Origin of the sequence: Pseudomonas reactans (assembly GCF_013387025.1) — a bacterium.
Classification (GTDB): Bacteria; Pseudomonadota; Gammaproteobacteria; order Pseudomonadales; family Pseudomonadaceae; genus Aquipseudomonas; species Aquipseudomonas reactans.
Window position 1 is genome coordinate 92,283 of sequence record NZ_JACAQP010000007.1, and the last position, 19,675, is coordinate 111,957.

9 protein-coding genes are annotated in these 19,675 nt (G+C 63.9%); 5 read left to right on the forward strand and 4 right to left on the reverse strand.

Going from position 1 to position 19,675, the window contains the following annotated elements:
* Window positions 1-38: 38 nt before the first annotated feature.
* Window positions 39-6,458, reverse strand: coding sequence for a non-ribosomal peptide synthetase (locus HX793_RS09525; RefSeq protein WP_177096308.1), 6,420 nt, complete (start codon window positions 6,456-6,458; stop codon window positions 39-41).
* Window positions 6,459-6,754: 296 nt separating this feature from the next.
* Between HX793_RS09525 and HX793_RS09530 the strand changes: the two genes are divergently transcribed.
* Genes HX793_RS09530 through HX793_RS09540 form a run of 3 tightly spaced genes read left to right on the forward strand, consistent with a single transcriptional unit; the run spans window position 6,755 to window position 12,870 of the window.
* The gene (locus HX793_RS09530) at window positions 6,755-7,639 is read left to right on the forward strand and encodes an ABC transporter ATP-binding protein (RefSeq protein WP_177096306.1); all 885 of its coding nucleotides are present in this window, start codon (window positions 6,755-6,757) and stop codon (window positions 7,637-7,639) included.
* The gene (locus HX793_RS09535; protein WP_177096304.1) at window positions 7,636-10,689 is read left to right on the forward strand and encodes a hypothetical protein; all 3,054 of its coding nucleotides are present in this window, start codon (window positions 7,636-7,638) and stop codon (window positions 10,687-10,689) included. Before HX793_RS09530 ends, HX793_RS09535 begins: the two co-directional genes overlap by 4 nt.
* Window positions 10,690-10,722: 33 nt before the next feature.
* Complete coding sequence (locus HX793_RS09540; protein WP_177096302.1) at window positions 10,723-12,870, forward strand: TonB-dependent receptor; 2,148 nt, start codon at window positions 10,723-10,725, stop codon at window positions 12,868-12,870.
* Window positions 12,871-13,074: 204 nt separating this feature from the next.
* Here the strand turns inward: HX793_RS09540 and HX793_RS09545 are convergent, their stop codons facing one another.
* Together HX793_RS09545 and HX793_RS09550 are read right to left on the reverse strand one after the other, a co-directional pair.
* Window positions 13,075-13,533, reverse strand: a complete 459-nt coding sequence (locus HX793_RS09545) for an REP-associated tyrosine transposase (RefSeq protein ID WP_177096300.1) — start codon at window positions 13,531-13,533, stop codon at window positions 13,075-13,077.
* A 204-nt stretch (window positions 13,534-13,737) separates the two neighbouring features.
* Complete coding sequence (locus HX793_RS09550) at window positions 13,738-15,792, reverse strand: TonB-dependent receptor (protein ID WP_177096298.1); 2,055 nt, start codon at window positions 15,790-15,792, stop codon at window positions 13,738-13,740.
* A gap of 232 nt (window positions 15,793-16,024) precedes the next feature.
* On the opposite strand from HX793_RS09550, the gene HX793_RS09555 reads away from it, so the two are divergent.
* Window positions 16,025-17,014, forward strand: coding sequence for a helix-turn-helix domain-containing protein (locus HX793_RS09555; protein ID WP_256354477.1), 990 nt, complete (start codon window positions 16,025-16,027; stop codon window positions 17,012-17,014).
* 76 nt (window positions 17,015-17,090) lie between these two features.
* Here the strand turns inward: HX793_RS09555 and HX793_RS09560 are convergent, their stop codons facing one another.
* Window positions 17,091-18,005, reverse strand: coding sequence for a LysR family transcriptional regulator (locus tag HX793_RS09560; RefSeq protein WP_028616088.1), 915 nt, complete (start codon window positions 18,003-18,005; stop codon window positions 17,091-17,093).
* Window positions 18,006-18,252: 247 nt separating this feature from the next.
* On the opposite strand from HX793_RS09560, the gene HX793_RS09565 reads away from it, so the two are divergent.
* Complete coding sequence (locus tag HX793_RS09565) at window positions 18,253-19,275, forward strand: zinc-dependent alcohol dehydrogenase family protein (protein ID WP_016975808.1); 1,023 nt, start codon at window positions 18,253-18,255, stop codon at window positions 19,273-19,275.
* Window positions 19,276-19,675: the final 400 nt, after the last annotated feature.

A 19,675-nucleotide genomic window follows, 5' to 3' on the forward strand; every position in this document is an offset into this window, starting at 1 on the left:
GGGGACAGCTCCTGGAAAAAAGGGGGGGTGCGCAGGCATCAGATAACGCCTTCTTCAACGGTGTGCGGGGTGGGCAGGCGTTCGAGGGTTTGCGCCACTTCCAACAGGCTGGCGGCGCCGAACAACTGGCCCATGGGCAGTTCCACACCCAGACGGCTGCGCAGCATTTCGAGAAAACGCGTGGCCAGCAGGCTGTCGCCGCCCAGGCGGAAAAAGTTGTCGTGGCGCGAGACGCTCGGCACCTTGAGCAAGTGCTGCCAGAGCTCGGCGATCACTTGTTCGCCGGCGCTCAGCGGTTGCTCATCCACCGCCTCCCGTGGCTGGGCAGCGGCGGTCAAGGGGGCGAGCAACGCACGGCGGTCGACCTTGCCGTTGCTGCTCAATGGCAGGCGCTCCAGCACCAGGATCTGTTCCGGGCGCATGTACGCAGGCAGGCACTGTTCCAGATGCAGTGCGAGCACCTCGGCGCAGGTGCTGGCCGTAACGGCGGCCATCAGTCGGTGGTCGGCGACCAGCGCCACGGCGCTGTTCACACAGGGGTGGCGCGCCAGGGCGGCTTCGATTTCACCCAGTTCGATGCGATGGCCACGGATCTTCACCTGGCTGTCGGCGCGCCCGAGAAACTCCAACAGGCCATCGGGGTGGTAGCGGCCGAGGTCACCGGTGCGGTACCAGCCATTGACAAAGCGCTCGGCATTCAGCTGCGGCGCGTGGCGATAACCGCGCGCGACGCCGGCACCGCCGATCCACAGTTCCCCCGTGACCCAGTCCGGGCAGTCACGACCTAGCGCATCGACCACCCGGTAGGCCTGGTTGGCCAGCGGCACGCCGTAGGGGATCGAACGCCAGCCCGGGATTGCCTGGCGTACTTCAAAGTGATTCGACCAGATCGCCGCTTCGGTCGCGCCGCCGAGGGCGATAAAACGGCAACCAGGGGCCTGCTCTTGCAGGCGTTGCGGCAGATCAAGGCCGATCCAGTCGCCGGACAGCAGTGCGACCCTCAGGTCCAGAGGCTGGCGGTCTTGTAAGTTGGCTTCCAGCAGCATGTCGAGCAGCGCCGGCACGCTGTTCCACAGGGTCACGTGGTGCTGTTGCAATGCCTTGAGCCAGGCACGGGCGTCGCGGCGCTGGTCTTCGTCGATCAGCACCAGGGCGCCGCCCACCGACAGCAGGCCGAACAGGTCGTACACCGACAAGTCGAAGTCCAGCGCCGACAGGGCCAGGCCCCGGTCGCTGGCTTGGACGCCATAACAGCGGTTGATCTCGGCCACGGTATTCATCGCCGCGCGGTGGGTGATTTCCACGCCCTTGGGCTGGCCGGTGGAGCCGGAGGTGTAGATCACATAGGCCAGTTCACCCGCCGCGAGCGGGCGTGGCGCCGCCAGCGGTTCGGCCTTCAACGCGGTGGAGGGCTTGAGGTGTTTGACGCCGGGCAATCGCGGGTCGTGCTCCGCGAGCATCAGGGTCACACCGGCCTGTTGCAGGATGCGCTGGCAGCGCTGCAACGGCTGATCGACACCCACCGGCAGGTAGGCGGCACCGGCCGCCAGAATGCCCAGCACACAGGCGACCTGCTGCGGCCCCTTGGCCAGGGACACGGCCACCAGGTCGCCGGGTGCGACACCTGCGTCCATCAGGCTGTGGGCGATACGCAGCGCGCGGTCGGCCAGTTCTCCGTACTTCAGCGTGCCGTGTTCGCCCCATAACAGGGCCGGGTGCTGCGGCGTCTGGCGCGCCTGTTCAAAGAAGCCCTGGTGCAGCGTCGGGTCGCTCGGCACGCAGTCGACCGGGGCGTTGAGCTGGGCGCGTCGCTGCGCCTGGGCCTGGGGCAGCAGGTCGGGTGGCGCGCTGTCCCAGGCGTGCTCCGCCAACCAGTTGAGGCTCTGCAGGTAAGCGTCGAACATCGCTTCAACCAGGCCCTCGGGAAACAGGCCGACCACACGGTCCCAGTTAAGGGCAATGCCACCGTTGGCTTCGACGACCTGGTGGTCGAGCCACACTTGCGGGGTTTGTGTCAGGCCGAACACCTGGTGGGCAAACGGGCCGTCCACCGGCGCCGCCGTGCCATCCGGCACGCCCAGGGCGCTGGTGAACACCACCGGCATGCTCACCTGTTGCTCGCCATTGCCCCGGGCCAGCTGGCGCAGCAGGCTGACCGAACCCACGCAGCGATGCTCCAACGCCTCGCCCAGGGATTGTTGCGTACGCCGTGCACGGTCAACCCAACGCTCACCCGCCACGGGCACATATCCGAGCAGGGTCAGCGATGTGAAGTCGCCCATGACCTGGTCGATCTGAGGGTGCACGGGGCGGCGATCGAACAGCGTGAGGTTGAGGCTCAGGTCCGGGCGTGCGCTCCAGCGGCCGAGGGTTTCGGCAAAGGCGCAGAGCAGCACCGCCGAGGCGGTCAGCCCCTGTTGCTGGGCCTTGGCCAGGATCGCTTGCCAGGCGCTGGCATCAATCTGCCCTTGCAGGCGTTCAAAGCGTGGTCGGCCCAGGCTGGCGGGGTCGGCGGCCAGCGGCAGCTGCGGATGGGGCGGCAATTCGGGCAGGCGTTCCTGCCAGAAGCGCTGCGCGGCGTGCAGCTCTTCTGGTGCCGGGGCGCACTGCAATTGGTAATCGCGAAACGACAGGTCCAACGGGGCCAGCGCTATGTCGGGCTCGCGGTACAACGCATCGAGTTCGGCGTAGAAACGCAGGATGCTCAGCGCATCGAGGATCAAATTGTCCAGGCTGATCGCCAGGCGCGTGTGCCGGCCATGGGTCACCGTTTGCACATCGAACAACGGCCATTGGTGAGGGGCGAACACGCGATGGGCACAGTGTTCACGCAGGTCTTCCAGGCTGGCGTGGCCCTGGCCGATCAAGAAGGCCGGCACTTGTTGCAGAATGCGCGCCTGGCCATTCTGGTCGAACACAGCGCGCAGCATTTCGTGGCGTTCGATCAAGCGCTGCAAGGCGTGTTGCAGGCGCGGCAGGTCAAGGTCCTCGACGTCGTATTCACGGTAGAAGTGGCAACTCACGCCCCCCAGCACCAGGCTGGGGTCGCGGCCCAGCCAATAGGCCTGCTGCACCTCAGTCATCGGGAAGGGCGCGTGGCGTTGCGCCAGGTCTGCAACAACGGTGTGTGCGGGTTCGGCCTGGGCCTGTTGATGCAGGTCGACACAAAACTGCGCCAACACCGGCTTGGCAAACACCTGGGCGATGCGTGCACCGCCCAGCCCTTGTTCGGCGAGCAGGCGCACCAGGCGGGTGGCGCTCAGGGAGTCGCCGCCCAGGGCAAAGAAGCTGTGTTCGCGGCACACCTCGCCACAACTGAGCAACTGCTGCCAGGCGCGGGCCACCTGCTGTTCGATGACGCCGCAGGGCGCTGACAGGTTGGCCTGCTGCGCCGGGCTATGCTGGGCGAGCCACGCGTGCAAGGCCTTGCGGTCGACCTTGCCGTTGCCGGTCAAGGGCAACTGCGCGCAGCCAAGGATCAGCGAGGGAATCATATACGCCGGCAGGCGCTCGGCCAGGCCCGGCAGGTCGATCTGCACAGGTTGCACGGCGCCGTGCGCCAGACGGACCACCGCCGCCAATTGCTGGCCGGCCAGCAACACGACCGCGTGCTCCACGCCAGGGCAGGCCAGCAGTGCCTGTTCGACTTCGCCGGCCTCGATGCGGTAGCCATGCAGCTTGAGCTGAAAGTCGCTACGCCCGAGGAATTCCACAGTGCCGTCGGGGTGGTAGCGCGCCCGGTCGCCGGTGCGGTACCAGCGCAGGCCTTGATAGTCGACGAAACGCTCGGCGCTGCGCACACGGTCGCCTCGATAACCTTCGGCCACCCCGGCGCCGCCGATCCACAGCTCACCGGCCACCCAGTTCGGGCAGTCATGGCCCTGGTGGTCGACGATGCGCAGGCTGACGTTGTCCAGCGGTTTGCCGTAGGGCAGGCAGTGCCAAGCCAATGGCTGGCCGGGGAGGGCTTCGAACAGCGTCGAGTGGATCGCCGCTTCGGTGGCGCCGCCCAAGGCCATGAAGCGACAGCCCGGCGCCTGGGCCCACAACCGTGGCGCCAGGTCCGGGGCGACTTTGTCACCGCCGAGCAACACCGCACGCAGCGGTAGGCGGGCGTCGGCCGGGGCGCAACCGAGCAACATGTCCAGCAACGCCGGCACGCAGTTGAGCACACTGGTGCGGTGCTGCAGGGCCAATTCACGCCAGCGCTCGGCATCGCGCTGCGCTTCGGGCTCAATGCCAATCACCGCCGCACCAGTGGAGAGCGCAGCAAACAGGTCGAACACCGACAGGTCGAACTCCAGCGCAGAGAGCGCGAGGATGCGGTCATCGGCGGTCAGTTGGAGGCGTCGTTGCAGGTCGTCCACGGTGTTGGCGGCGGCCAGGTGGCTGATTTCCACGCCCTTGGGTTCGCCAGTGGAACCGGAGGTGTAGAGGATGTAGGCGAGGTCGCTGACCGCGCCGGGCCGGGGCGCGTCCAGCGCGGGGCCCGGAGGTGGCAGGGCCTTGAGCAGCAACCGCGCACCTGAGCTTTTGCAGATTTTCTGGCAGCGGGCGTCGGGCTGGTCGATGCCGATGGGCAGGTATGTGGCGCTGCAGGCGAGGATGCCCAGCACCGCGATGACTTGCTCGGGGCCCTTGGGCAGTTGCAGCGCCACGACATCGCCACGCTGGATACCTTGGTCTTCCAGGTACGCTGCAACTTGCAGGGCCCGCTCGGCCAGCTCGCCATAGCTGATGACGGGAGGGTGGCCCTGCAACAGCGCGGGCAAGGCGGGCGTCAGGCGTGCCTGGGCAAAAAATGCCTCATGCAGGCGCTTGACGGGCAGGGCAGCAGGCTGGCCTTGCACGGTTTGGCGCAGGGCCAGTTGCTCGACGGGGATCAGCGCAGGCGGCGTCTGATGCCACGCGACGGGATCAAAACACAGGCGTTGCAACAGGTCGGTATAGGCCTTGAACATGCCATCCAGCACACCGTCGGCGAACAGCCCTTCACGTGCATCGAGGTTGACCAGGATGCCGCCGTCCAGCTCGGTGACTTGCGCATCGAGCCACACCTGTGGGCCTTGGGAAATGATCCACGCCGGTTGGCCGAAGCTGGCCTGTACGCCCTTGGCGAACAGTTCACCCAGGCCCAGTGCGCTGGTGTATACAACGGGAGCCAACACGTGTTCACCGCGTTGGCGGGACAGTTCGCGCAACACCTCCAGGCCGGAAAACGCACTGTGCGCGACATCGTTGTGGAAGCGGCGTTGCAGGGCGGTGGCGCGTGCGGCAAAGGTGCCGGCGACCCGGCCGTCCCAGGCCAGCAGGATCGATGAGGTGAAATCCCCCACCAGGCGATCGACATCGGCGTGCAGCGGTGCGCGATTGAACAGCGGCAGGTTGAGCAGCAATTCAGGGGTATCGCACCACGCGCCGAGGGCTTCACTGAACACCGCCGCCAACGCCATGGCCGGCGTGAGGCCGTGCTCCCGCGCCTGGCGTTCGAATGCCTGGCGTTCCGACGGCGGCAGCCAATGGTGACGGCGGCAGACCTGGCGGTCATCGCCCTGGGGCTTGATCGGCAGGCTCGGAGCACCGGGCAATTGGTCGAGGCGCTGTAACCAGTAGTCACGCGCCTGTTGATGGCGATCCCGCTGCTCGATGCTGGCCTGTTCCTGGCGCAGGTCAGCCAGGTAGCGGGCAAAGGTGTAGTCCAGCGCGGGCAGGCGATGTTGGCGGTACAACAGCACCAGGTCGCCGAGCAGGGTGCGCAGGCTCAAGGCATCGGCGGCGAGCATGTCCAGGTTCAGGTGCAGGCGGGTGCCGTCGGGCAACAACGACAGCTGGATATCCAGCACCTGGCCTTGTTCCACTGCCAACTTTCGATGGGACAGCTCGGCGCGCAAGGCTGCCAGCCGTTGTTGCACCTGTTCGGTGCTGTCCTGGCGCAGGTCATGCACCGTGAGCCCCGGCCACGGGCTGTGCGCGAGGACTTGCTGGCGGCCGTCATCGAGAAACTGCGCCCGCAACATCGGGTGCCGCGCGAGCAGGGCACGCACGGCAGCTTCCAGTCGTAGCGGGTCAACGTCGTGGCCATCGAACTCGTTATAGAAGTGCGCGGCCACGCCACCCAGCGCTTGGCCAGGGGCGCGACCGATCCAGTAAGCGTGCTGCATCGGCGCCAGTTCGAACGGCAAGCCGTCATCGGTAAAGGTGCTGACCGGCGCGTCGGCCGTGGGTGCCGTATCAAGCAGGGCCAACCAGGCACACAGGCGCGGGTCCGCCACCAGGTCGGCGAAACGCGCGGCGAGACCTTGGCGCCGCCATTGGCCGGCGAGACGGATCAGGGTGACGGAATCCAGCCCCCATTCGATCAGGTTGGCCTCCAGGGGCACCTGGTCGGCGGGCAGTCCAAGGGCGTCGGACAGGGATTGGCGCAGCAGTGTTGCGGTTGAGGTGCTGGGAGTGGCCATGGCTCAACGTCTTCTCATCGCTAGGGCCCGGGCCGGGGTTGGCCCAGGCGCTGGGGGCAGGCAAATGCATGGGGCAAGATGCTAGTCATTCTCATTTTGCTAACTACCCGGATCGAATCGTTTTTGCCCCGTATCCGTTTGGTCGGTGCGGATTGCACGGGCGCAGCTGCGGGGGATGACGCCGATACGCCGCGCGATGCGGTTGGAAAATGACTTGAATCGGGTAGAGCCCGGCCCACGGCCTTGACTACCGTCGCTCGCCGCCCTTTTTGCAGGGCTTCTTCATGGAGTTGCGGATGTCAGTCGATTCGGGTTTACAAGTGCGCGGCCTGCGCAAGCGCTACAACAACGGCGTTGAAGCGCTGCGCGGCGTTGACCTGAGTGTTGGCCCCGGCATGTATGGCTTGCTCGGCCCCAACGGCGCCGGCAAGAGCAGCCTGATGCGCACCCTGGCGACCTTGCAGCAGCCGGACGCCGGCAGCATTCACCTGGACGGCGTGGACGTTCTGCGCGGCCCCGACCATCTGCGTCGCCGCCTGGGTTACCTGCCGCAGCAACTGGGCGCATACCCCGGCGTGAGTGCGCGGGATTTGCTCGATCGGTTTGCCTGGCTCAAGGGCCGTACCGACAACCGCCAGCGCCGCGAGGAAATCGAGGCCCTGCTGGAAAAGGTCAACTTGCAGCAGGCGGCCCACCGTGCGTTGGCGACCTATTCGGGCGGCATGTTGCGCCGGTTCGGTATCGCCATGGCGCTGGTGGGCTCGCCGCGCTTACTGATCGTCGATGAGCCCACGGCGGGCCTCGACCCGGCCGAACGCAACCGTTTTCATCGGGTGCTGGCGGATGTCGCCGCCGAATCCATCGTGCTGCTCTCGACCCATATTGTCGAAGACGTCGAGAACCTGTGCAGCCGTCTGGCGGTGTTGGCCGGCGGGCAGATTATTGTCGAAGGTCGCCCGGCCGACTTGCTCGCTGCCGAGCAGGGCCGCTTGTGGGAAGCGCCGTTCACCCGTGGTGAAACGCTGCCCGAAGCGTTGCATGTGGCCGCCAGCCCGCAAGGCAGTCGCGTGATCGTGCACGGTGAGCGGCCAGCAGACCCGCGCTTCATCGCCCATGTACCGCGCCTGGAAGACATCTATTACCTGGCGCTGGCCCAGGCCGGCGAGGCGGTGGACGCATGAATACCTTCGCCTTGCTGTTGCGTGAAGCCTGGGTGGAAGTCCGCGCCGGGCTGCGCAGTGGCATTCCCTTGTTGGTGTTTCTTGGCCTCACCGGCTACCTGCTGATGTCCCTGACGAATGCCGACTACGTGCAGAAAATGGGCGCCAGCGACATCGCACGCAATGCGCCGAGCCTGATTTACCTGATGTCGTGCGGTTGCATGTTCTTCCTGTTTTTTGCCTGGGCCTGGGTATTTGCGCAGCCGGCCCTGCGCGACCGCAAGGCGCAGTTGGAAGAGGTGCTGCTGGCCTTGCCGCTGTCGCTGCCGGCGCTGCTGTGGGGGCGTTTTATCGGCGCGGCGCTGGTGGGTGGGTTGCTCGCCAGTTCGTTGATTGTCGGCTTCCTGGTCAGCCCGGTATTGGGCTGGCTCGGCTGGGTACCCGCGGCCAGTATCGGTGCGCCGGTGTGGTCGGCGTTGGCCTTTGCCTGGGTCGCCTTGCTGTTGCCGGTGAGTACGGGGATCGGTGCGTTGTATTACCTGCTGGCGTTGCGCAGCCGTGGCCTGGCTGCGCCCTTTGCCCTGGCGACGGTATTGATGCTGCTGTGGATGTTTGCGGTGGTCGTACTCAAGGGCGGGCATATCAACCCGCTATTGGCGGCCAGCCTGGACCCGTCGCTATTTACCTTTGCCCAGGCCCAGGTCGAAACCTGGAGCGCCGCGCAGAAGTCGCAGTCGCTGCTGGCGCTGACGCCGGGGTTCTGGCTCAACCGCGCGTTGTGGTGTGTGTTGCCGCTGCTGGTCCTGGCCGTGGTGTTGGCGCGCACCACGCGCCAGGGCCTGATGGGCCGGCGCAGCGGTGCGGTGCTGGCGGAACCGCCGATGCTGCGCAGCCGTGCCGTGCAATTGCCGGGTCCGTTGACGGCCAGTCGTTGGACGCACGCCTTGTGGCATGAAGCGCGCTGGCAGGTACGCCAGTTGTTTGCACGGCGGATCTGGTGGGTGGCGCTCGGCTTGCTGCTGGTGATGGGCGTGCTCAGTGGTTTTGTCCACGGCGTGTGGCATGCGCGCGGGCCGATGGTGCCACGGGCGGATCTGACCCTGCCGCTGTTGTCGAGCGCGTTGTTCCTGGTGATCGCCTTTATTATCGCGGCGCTGGTGGGCTTGGTGTGTCGGCGTGATGACGTCGAAGGCCTCGGGGCGATGTTGCAGGCGACCCCCGCGCCGACCTGGTTGCGATTGTTCGGCCGCACGGCCTGTGTGTTGTTGGCGACCCTGACCTTGGCGCTGGTGCCAGGCATTGCCAGCCTGCTGATCAGTGCCATCGCTGCGCCCGATAGCCTGGCGCCGGGCTTTGTACTGGTCTACCAGGCGCTGGTGTTCGCGCCGCCGCTGCTGGAACTGGCCGCGCTGACGGTGCTGGTGCACGCGTTGATTCGCCGCTCGGGGCTCGCGTACGCCACGTCGATGCTGCTGACGTTTTTCCTGGTGCTCAACCACGAATTGGGGCTGGTCAGCTACCCCGCCTATGCGATGGGGATACCGGCGCATGTGGCGTTGTCGCAACTCGCCGGCTGGGCGCCGTGGTTACCCTATCTCGGCACCCTGGCAGGCTGGAAACTCGCGGGTTGTGCGGTGATGGTCGGCGTGGCGGCACTGGTGTTGCCTCGCGGTCCCGAACGCCGCCGTTTCGCTGACGTGCGCCAGCCTTTACCGCTTGTCGCATTGGCCCTGGGCGCCTTGGGTCTGCTGGGCAGTGGCGTGTCTTTGCACCATCACCTGGTGGAGCAGGGCGACTACCAATCGGTGGCCGAGGAACGTACTGAACGCGCCGCCTGGGAACAGCGCTGGCTGCCCGGAGCAACGGCCTGGCAGGTGGCGGGCGGGCGCGTGCAACTGCGCGTGGATTCTGCTGCGCGTCAGGTTGAGGGCCAGTGGACGCTTGACGCCGTGGTGGCCAGCCAATTGGACGCTGAGCTGCCGCCAGGCTTGCAGGTGACGGCGGTGAGCGTGATGGGGCAACCGGTCACGTTCGAACAGGCGACCGAGCACCTGCGGGTGCCTCTGGCACCGTGTGCGACGAACGCCTGCACTGTGGAGTTGAACTGGACGGTCAGCGCCAACGGCTGGCCGTCGGAAGGCGAAGCGTTCTGGTTGGGGCCGCACGGTGTGTGGCTGCAAGCGCGCCGCGTTATGCCGCGCCTGGGGCTGGACAGCGAGCGGCTGCTGCGTGCGCCGGTGCAACGCAGCGAGGCTGGTTTGGCAGCCGACGTGCCCACCTTGGCGGCAGGTTCCGCCGTCGCCGTGGAGGCCATCGCGCCGGCGGGCAACTGGCAATGGCACGTTGAGATTGATGGACAGGACTTCAACGGCCACAGCGCGGCGCCCTTGGATTTTGCCTACAGCTTGCAGGCAAAGGCGGATACCAGTCGCCAGCAAACGGCTGTTGAAGTGCGCGAAGACCTGGACCTGATGAGCGCCTGTGTGGCGCGACGCCTGGGCAGTCGCCCGGTGGTGGAGGGCGTGAACCAGTGGCCGACCGGCATGGGCGACAGCCGCTTGAGCCAAGGTCAGCTGTTGCTCGCCCAATCGCCGGATTGGGACGTGGCCGCGACCGGCGTCGGGCGTTCGGCGCGCCGTGCGCATATTGCCGAGCTGCTTGCCCGCCGGGTGTTGATTGACGCCAGCGACCTGCGCCAAGTGCCGGGTTACCTGTGGTTGAGCCAGGGCGTGGCGGGCGCGATCGGCTTGCTGTGTGTGGCGGACGTAGACGGTCCTGAAGCGCGCGCGGCACTGGTGAAACTCATGGCCGATGACCTGACCCGCGCGCTGGGCAATGACGGCGAACCCGTCGGCACCCTGGCTGATGCCCGCGAGCATGGCTGGGCCGCCAACTATGCAGCGCTGGCGAGCCTGGCATGGACCGCCGAACAAAGCCCCGAACAACTGACGGCAATGACCGCCGCCATCCGAAACGGCCAGGGATGGCCGGCTGCGATCCAGCCCTTGTTGGGCGCGCCTGATCCTCACGCGATTGCCGCTGCGCTTGAGCGCTGGGGCCCTGCGCAATGAATTCGAACCATCCCTGCCTTTTGGAGCTTTGTCATGTCATCTGCACTGTTTATCCAACCGCTGCGCCGTCCCCTCGGCTGGCGGGCCAACGTCCTGACCCAGGCCATGGCGCTGGGCTTGTCCAGCCAGATGTGTACGGCCTATGCCGCTGACTATCAGCCGCAGGCCCCCGCGGAGGCCATCGAACTGGCACCGCTGACGGTCAGCGCACGCTTGAGCCAGGAGAGTGCCAAGGACATCCCCTTTGGCCTCTCGGTGATCGATGGGAAAACCCTCGAGACCCGGCGCCTGCGCACCCTTGAGGACGCGCTGCGCACCACGCCGGGGGTGGATGTGAACTCCTGGGGCGGTGCCAATGACGCCAATGTGCGTATCCGAGGTGTCGGCTCACTGAACCAGATGAGCATGGATGACGGCTCGGTGGTGCTGAATGTGGACGGCGTGCCGATGTCAGTGCGCAATGCCGCGCTGGCGACGCTCGACGTGCAACAGGTGGAGGTGCTCAAGGGCCCGCAGGGCACATTGCTGGGGCGCAACAGCGAGGCGGGCGCGATCAACGTCACGACCCGCAAGCCGACGCGCGAGCTGGAGGGGTATGTGCGTGGCGAAGTCGGCAACCAAGGCCAGTTCATGACGGAAGGCGCCGTGGGCGGGCCGTTGACCGACTCGCTGGCGGGGCGTATCGCGGTGCGGCGCAGCGGCTTTGATAACTGGGTCGATGACCAACAGGACGGCGACCCGCTGACCAAACCCCGGGACCTGGCCCTGCGCGGCAGCCTGCTGTGGGACAACGACCAGGGCACCACCGGCCTTTTGACCGCCGAGCGCCAGCGCGCCGAGCACTATGCGGGCCTGGAGCTGTTGCGTCCGTTTGGCAATCGCCCGAGCCTGGACTACACGCCTGGCACCTTCGATGGCAACCAGAAGACCAACGAGCGTTACTCCTTCGAACTCAACCACGACCTGGCGCAGTCGCGCATCACCTCGATCAGCGCCTACACCAGCACCGACTTCAATGCCGTCAAAGGCTACGATCGCAACATCACGCGGGCGTTGTACGGTGCTCCGTTTGAATACCTGATCGAAGACTCGGCCCATGAGCGCGTGTGGAGTCAGGACCTGCGCCTGGGATCACTGGCGGATGCCGATGTGTTTTGGGTGACGGGGCTCAACTTGTCGCGCTCCGAGCGCAGTTTCGATTCCAACAACTTCACCAATGGCGCGCAGCAGATGCGCGACTTCAGCACCAACAGCTACGCGGCCTATGGCGAGGTGACGTACCCGATTGCCGAAGACTGGAAGCTCACCACCGGCCTGCGCCACACCTGGGACCGCAAGACCTATGGTGCCGATTATTCCAGTGGCGGCGCGCAGGTCAGCGACAGCCGGCGTTTGCAGGACAACTACAGCACCGGACGCGTGGCGCTGAGCTACGCGCTGACGCCGCAGACCAATGTGTATGCGGTGCTGTCACGGGGCTACAAATCGGCGGGGTTCAACGACTACGCCACGTCGATCAAGGACAGCGAGCCCTACAAGGCCGCCAAGGTGAATTCCGCCGAGTTGGGTTTCAAGCATGAAAGCGCCGGTGGCGACCTGAGCCTGGAAGGCGCGTTGTTCATCACACGTGTACAGGACGACCACCTGCTGGGCTACGACTTCAACACCCTGGCGGTCAGCGCGGTGAACGCCGACACCCGCAGCAAGGGCGCCGAGCTGTCGACCACCTGGCACGTCACCGATGAACTGACCTTGGGCAGTGCCGTGAGCTACACCAATGCGGTGGTGACGTCGGATGCGCCGGGAGTGTCCGGCGGTGACGTGGCAGCGGGCAGCCGCGTGCCGGATGTGCCGCTGTGGAGCGGCAACTTCAGCGTCGCCTGGCAAAAGAACCTGGGGGCCTTGCTCGGGTTGCCAGCGCCACGCCTGAACACCTTGCTCAATTACCGCGTACAGAAAAATCGCCCGGCCGACCCGCAGAACCACTACGACCTCAAGGGCTACGCCAAACTGGATCTGCACCTGGGCCTGGAGAGTGGCGGTTCGGAGATCTACCTGTGGGGCGACAACCTGCTGGATGCACGCTACGACCTGTACGGCTCGTACTCCACCGACCAGGTACTGACTGGCATGCCGGGGCGCGGGCGGTCGGCAGGCGTGGGGTATAGCTACCAGTTCTGACCGACCTGTAGGAGCGAACTTGCTCGCGAAGATTGCCCAGGCTCCGCTAGTAATCAGGCTGCCCGCGTTAACGTTGACGTTTTTCGCGAGCAAGCTCGCTCCTACAAGAGGAGAGCTGCCCGTTCACACTGTAGGAGCGAGCTTGCTCGCGAAGAGCGCCCAGGCACCGAGATATATCAGGTTGTCCGGCTAGCAAGCTCGCGCCTACAGCCAGATCGCATCCCACAATGGGTACTGACCGATGTGCTCGACCAGGCCAGCGCGCAAAGGGTTGGCGACGATATAGCGGGCCATGGCTTTCATGTCGTCTTCGCGACGCAATGCCCGATCAAAGTAGCCCTTCTGCCAAAGCGCTCCATGAAAGCCCCTCACTGCATTGATCGTTCGTGCACTTCGCGATTTGGTTATGCGCATCAACCTCGGCAAATCACCGTTGTGCAACTCGACCAGCCAGTGAAAATGATCCGGCATGATGACCCAGGCCAGTGAAGTTGCCTCGCCGTCTACTTGGGATCGCCTGAATTCGCTGACCAGTAGTCGACCGAGGCGCCAATCCTGAAAGATTCGTTGTCGTTGATGGGTAACAGCGGTAAGCAAGTAAATACGGCCAGTTTCGGAGTAGCGGCCTAAGCGCAGGCGATGTGCGTTTTGCTGGGTGGACATTCCTTCGTCCTCTTCTGTGGATGGAAGAGAAACGGTAGGAGCCATCAGCGTCTATTGCCTTTAAACACTAGTACCAGATATGTCCCAACCCTGTAGGAGCGAGCTTGCTCGCGAAGAGCGTCAACGATGACGCACGCATCCAGAACAAATGCGGTGCCTGAGCGTTCTTCGCGAGCAAGCTCGCTCCTACAGTGAGGGGTGGGGTCAGAACTGATAGGTGTAGCCCACGCCCAAGGTACGGCGGCGTGCCGGTGCACCGTAGGCCACCGGGTCACTGTAGAAACCGTAGGTGTCGTAGGTCTGGTTCAGCAGGTTGTCGGCGAAGGCATAGACTTCGCCGAACTTGCTTTCCAGGCCCGCGCGCAGGTCGAGTTTCTCGTAGTTGTCCAGGTTGAAATGGTTTTGCGGGTCGGCTGCGCGCTCGCCCACCCAGTGATAGTTCAGGCTGGTGTTGAGGGTGGTTTCGCCGAGGCTGGCGAAGGTGCCCAGTGGGTGTTTCCAGCTGGCGTTGAAGTTACCGCTCCAGCGCGGAACATCCGGGGTGCGGTTGCCGGCAGCGACGTCACCGGCCTGGATGCCTTGCACGCCGCTGGTGATCTTGGCATCGAGGTAGGTGGCGCTGGCGGCCAGGGTCAGGCCGTAATCGAAGCGCCAGCTGCCTTCCAATTCGGCACCTCTGGTGCGGGTGTCGGCGTTGAAGGCATTGGTGGCGAAGGTCGCCGCGTCATAGCCGAGCAGGTGATCGTCGTGCACACGGGTAAAGAACAGCGCGCCGTTGAGGCTGCCGCGACGGTCTTCGGTTTCACTCTTGAAGCCCAGTTCCGCGGCTTTGCTGACGGCGGCCTTGTAGGGCTCGCTGTCGGTGACCTGCGAGGCATAGTCATTGAAACCACCGGATTTATAGCCCCGCGCCAGTTGTACGTAGACGTTGGTTTGCGGCGTGAGGGCGTAGCTCAGGGCGACGCGGCCGGTGCCGTAGTCGTCGGTGAGCTTGCGTGAGTCCTGCACCGCACTGCTGCCGGAGAAGTATTGGCCGTCGTAGGTCTTGCGATCCCAGGAATGGCGATAGCCGGTGGTGAGTTTCAGGCGCTCGGTGAGGGGGAAGGTGACTTCACCGTAGCCGGCGTAGGTGGTGGTGGTGAAGTCACGGTATTTGGCGCCGGAGGTGCCGTAGGTGTTGCGCGGCGTGTCGTAGCTGCGCTCGTTGCGACTGGCAGCGAGGCCCGCCACCCAGAACACCTCGGAGTCAGGCAGCGAGCTCAGGTGCAGGTCCTGGCTCCAGCTGCGCTCGAAGGATTTGTCCACCACCCAGAATTCGCTGGGGGTGCCGTACAGGGCGCCCATGAGTTTGCTGTCGTAGGCGATCAGGCCTTCGAAGTCGGCGGTGCCGGTGGCGGTGGTGGAGGTCAGGCGGCTGTTGGCGAAGTCGTGATCGACCTTGAGCGTATAGCGTTCGGTGGTCTTGTAGTTGTCGTCAAACAGGCCTGGGGTCAGGTCCAGGCTGGGGTCGCTGCCGTAAGGGCGCAACACCAGCGAGTTGGTGGCGCGCTCGGTTTTCTGGCGTTCGGCGCTGACCAACACATGGGTGTCATCGTTGAGGTCCCACAGCAGGCTGCCTCGGTAGGCTTCGTTACGCGGCTTGGTGATGGGGTGGTTAGTCTGGTCGTTGTCGATCCAGCTGTCATAGCCGGCACGACGCACAGCCAGGCGACCGCTGAGGCTGTCGCTGATCGGACCGCCGATGGCGCCTTCGGTGAGGAATTGGCCTTCCTGGCCGACTTCGCCACGCACATAACCCTCAAGTTCGCGGGTAGGTTGGCGCGTGGTGATATTCACCGCGCCCGCCTGGCCAATCGCACCGGACAACGTGCCCTGAGACCCCTTGAGCACTTCGATACGATCGACGTCGAGGGTGCCGAAACCGAGGCTTCGCGACGACACGGGCACACCGTCGATATTGAACGCCACCGAGCTGTCATCCATCGACATCTGGTACAGCGAGCCGACGCCACGGATCAGTACATTGAAGTCATTCGGCCCCCCGGACGAATTGACGCTGACCCCGGACGTATTGCGCAGTGCGCTTTCCAGCGTGTCGAGCCGCTGGGTGCGCAGTTGCTCGCCGCTGATCACGCTGAGGCTGATGGGCACTTCCTTCGGGTCTTCCTGCTCCATGCGCGCAGTCACCGTCGAGGCCGGCAGTTGCACAGGCTCGCTGGTGGCGGCGGCGAGCGCCGAATTGGCCAGTGTCAAACTCATGGCTATTGTTATAGTATTACGTTTGTAGCAAGATTGGCGGGTAGCCGTCGTGTTGCATCGTGCAGACATGATGGGACCTTGACTGAGGATTCTGATCGGCGCGCGTTGCGGGGTGGCAGCGGCGATTTGGCGGAGCCTGTGCAGCGCGCCAGATGCTAATAATTATCAATTGCGCACTTCCACCCCGATGTGATCTGATTCGAGCCGTATCCGGTCAGCCAGGAGATTTACGATGTCAGCCGTTCAAGGAGGCGCAGGGGAGCCGATGCCGGTCTCGCGAATCATTACGGGAGGATATGGATGCGACCTCGGGCCAGGGGCGCACTGTCGCGTCACCCGCGTGTCGCTGCAGGACGGGCTGGACATCGTACGGTGGCAAAGCACCTTCGATCAGCCAATAGAATTACCCTTGCAGGACGACAGCGACTGCATCCATTTCAGCTTCACCAACCTGCTCAAGGGCAAGGCCTCGTGCAGCTTTCAAGAGGGGCGTCGGCAACGGCGCTATGCGATTGACGAGGGCGCGGGCAGCATCAGCTTTGGTCGTTGCCGCCACGGTCTTTACCACCAGCACGGCGAGATCGATAACATCACCGTGATGATTCGTCCTGAAGTGCTTGAGCAATGGGAGCTGAAACTCGACCCGCGGCTGAACAAAGCGCTGGCGTGTGACCATTGCTTTCTCGATGGTCACCGCAGTGGCGAAATGAGCGCGACTGCGCACCTGCTAGGCGCCGCCATGGACCAAGGTGCTGACCTGACAACGGCCCAGCCGCGCAGCAACCTATGGCTTTACGGGCAGAGCGTTACACTGGTGAGCTTGTTCCTGGAAGTACGCCAGGACGCCGAATGCACCTGCCGCGTCAGCAACACCGACCGCCAACGGCTGGTGCGTGCCCGTGAGCGTCTGCTTGAAGACCTGGGCAAGGCGCCGAGCCTGTCTGAGTTGGCGCGTGAGTCCGGGTTGAGCCAACCCAAGCTGACGCGCGGGTTTCGGCAACTGTTTTTTAACAGTGTCTACGGCGTATTCCAGCAAGCACGCATGATCCAGGCACGCAGCCGCTTGATGAGCGGCGATGAATCCGTGATGCGCATCGCCTCGGACCTGGGCTACGCCAATGCCAGTCATTTTGCGACGGCGTTTCGTAAGCAGTTCGGAATCAACCCGTCGACGCTCAAGCACGGCGGGAGGAGCAAATCACTGGGTATTAATGCGTCGTAAACGAAGATGTGCCTAAGCGCTCTGATTTCGTTGGACGCACAGGTGGGGGCGGCATGGAGCTGAGGCCAAGCATTTACTAGAGGCTGTCGGGGTCGCCGAAAAACATCTGGATTCTCGACCGCAACCACCGTTCTCCCGGATCATTATCCTGCGACCCGCGCCACGCCATATGCAGCTCAAAGCTGCGCACCGGCAACGGTGGATCCTCCGCACGCAAGCCACCCGCCGAGGTCAGCGCCTCGGCCGCATAGTCCGGCACGGTCGCCAGAATATCCGTGCCTGCCAGCAAAGTGCCCAAGCCGTTGAACTGCGGCACGGCCAGTACCACGTGGCGTTTGCGGTCGAGTTTTTCCAGTTCTTCGTCAATAAACCCGCTCAAGTCACCGGCAAACGACACCAGCGCATGGGGGCGGGCGCAGAAGTCGTCAAGGCTCAGGGAGCCCGGAACGCTGTCGGCGCGCAGCAGTTTCGGCAGGCTGCGGCGCAGTACTTTGCGCTTGGCGTTGGCCGGAAGGTCGGCGGTGTAGCTGACGCCGATGGAAATTTCGCCGGAAGCCAGCAGGCCCGGCATCAGGATGTAGTTGACGCGACGCACCACCAGCACAATCCCAGGGGCTTCGGCACGCAGGCGTTTGAGCAGTTGGGGCAGCAGCGCGAATTCAACATCATCGGACAGGCCAATGCGGAATACGGCGGTGCTGGTGGCCGGGTCGAACTCGGCGGCGCGGCTGACGGCGGTGGAAATGGAGTCCAGGGCCGGGGAGAGCAGGGCGAAGATTTCCACCGCCCGGGCCGATGGCTCCATGCTGCGGCCGGTGCGCACGAACAGCGGGTCATCAAACAGCCCGCGCAGGCGTGACAATGCCGCGCTGATGGCCGGCTGGCCGAGGAACAATTTCTCGGCGGCACGGGTCACGCTGCGCTCATGCATCAAGGTTTCGAATACGATCAAGAGGTTAAGGTCGACACGACGCAGGTCGTTACGGTTCATCTTGTGTCCTGGAAGAGTCAGCAAACTTGACGAGAGCGGCCATATGTAAACAATGACCGGCATGAATCTTACGGGGAAAGGCTGGTACTCTGCACAGGATAATTGAGTTTTCCTACGATAGCTGAGGTCTATTCCTCACATGCGGAATCAATGACAGGCATGTCGACTATTAATGGCGACCGGTGGTCTTACCCGGAAAGCCCAGATAGAGTTCATGGCATTAGAGGTTACTTTGACGAGGTTTGCGATGTCCCGCACGATCCGTTTTCACAAGTTTGGTCCGGCCGAGGTGCTCAAATGCGAAGAGCATGCAGCCGCGCAGCCCGCACCGGGCGAAGTGCAGGTGCGTGTCGAAGCGATTGGCATCAGCTGGTATGACATTCTGTGGCGCCAGAACCTGGCGTCTTCCCATGCACGCTTGCCGTCCGGCCTTGGCCATGAAATGGCCGGTGTGGTGGTCGCTGTAGGCGATGGCGTGGATGATTTGGCAGTGGGTGATAAGGTGGCCAGTTTTCCGGCCGAGAGTCCCAATGATTACCCGGTGTATGGCGAACAGATCGTCCTGCCCCGTTCGGCTCTGACCCGTTATCCGGATGTCTTGAGCCCTATCGAGGCCAGCGTGCACTACACGCCGTTGCTGATTGCCTACTTTGCGTACGTGGATCTGGCGCGGGTCAAACCTGGGCAATTTGCCTTGGTGACGGACGCGAGCCACTGCGCCGGCCCGTCCTTTGTGCAGCTGGGCAAAGCCCTGGGTGTACGGGTGATTGCGGCCACCAAGGACAGTGAAGAACGTGAATACCTGCTGTCCTTGGGGGCGGAAAAGGTCATCGTCACCGAGGAGCAGGACCTGCTGATGCAAATCAACAAGTTCACTGACAACCGTGGAGTTGACGTGGTGTTCGACGGTTTGGGCGGCCCGCAGATGTCGCTGCTCGGTGATGTGCTCGCGCCGCGTGGCAGCCTGGTGCTGTACGGCTTGCAGGGCGGCAACCAGACACCGTTCCCGGCCTGTGCAGCGTTTCAAAAGAACATTCAGTTCTTTGTGCACTGTATCGGCAATTTCACCGGCAAGCCTGAGCTGGGCATTATCCAGGACCAGGTCGCCTTGCAGCGGGCGCTCCGGGATATCAACCAACTGACCGCCGACCGTGTGCTGGTACCGCTCAAAACAACGGTGTTTCCGTTCAATCAGTTCGTGGAAGCGCATCGCTATATGGACGAATGCCCGTGCCGCGAGCGCGTCGCATTGCAGGTTGAAGCTGTTTAGAGTGTAGGAATATTCTCAAATAGAGCATTTTTTATACTTGTCGCATGGGACAAAAGCGCCATTTGACAGGGCAGCAAGGGTACTGCCCACCCGCTGCCAGATTGGCGTGTTACCCCCCTAAAACCTGATCTTTTCCCTGACGCCGCCCTGAATTTCAGTGCGGCGTCTTTGTGTGCGCGTGACTTATAGGCCTGCTGTTATTCATCTGCACTGGTTTTCGGCAGGGTTCTGTATCTATTAATCATTATTCCAGCGCTGATAATTGCGCCGTCACTTTCATCTCAAGGACTGAGCAATGATTGAATATCCGATACCGCTATTGCGAGTAGTTAAAACTGATTGCGCGGTCAGCGCAGGGCGCCAGGGAAATGCAGGTGCTCCCGGAAAGTCTCAATACAAT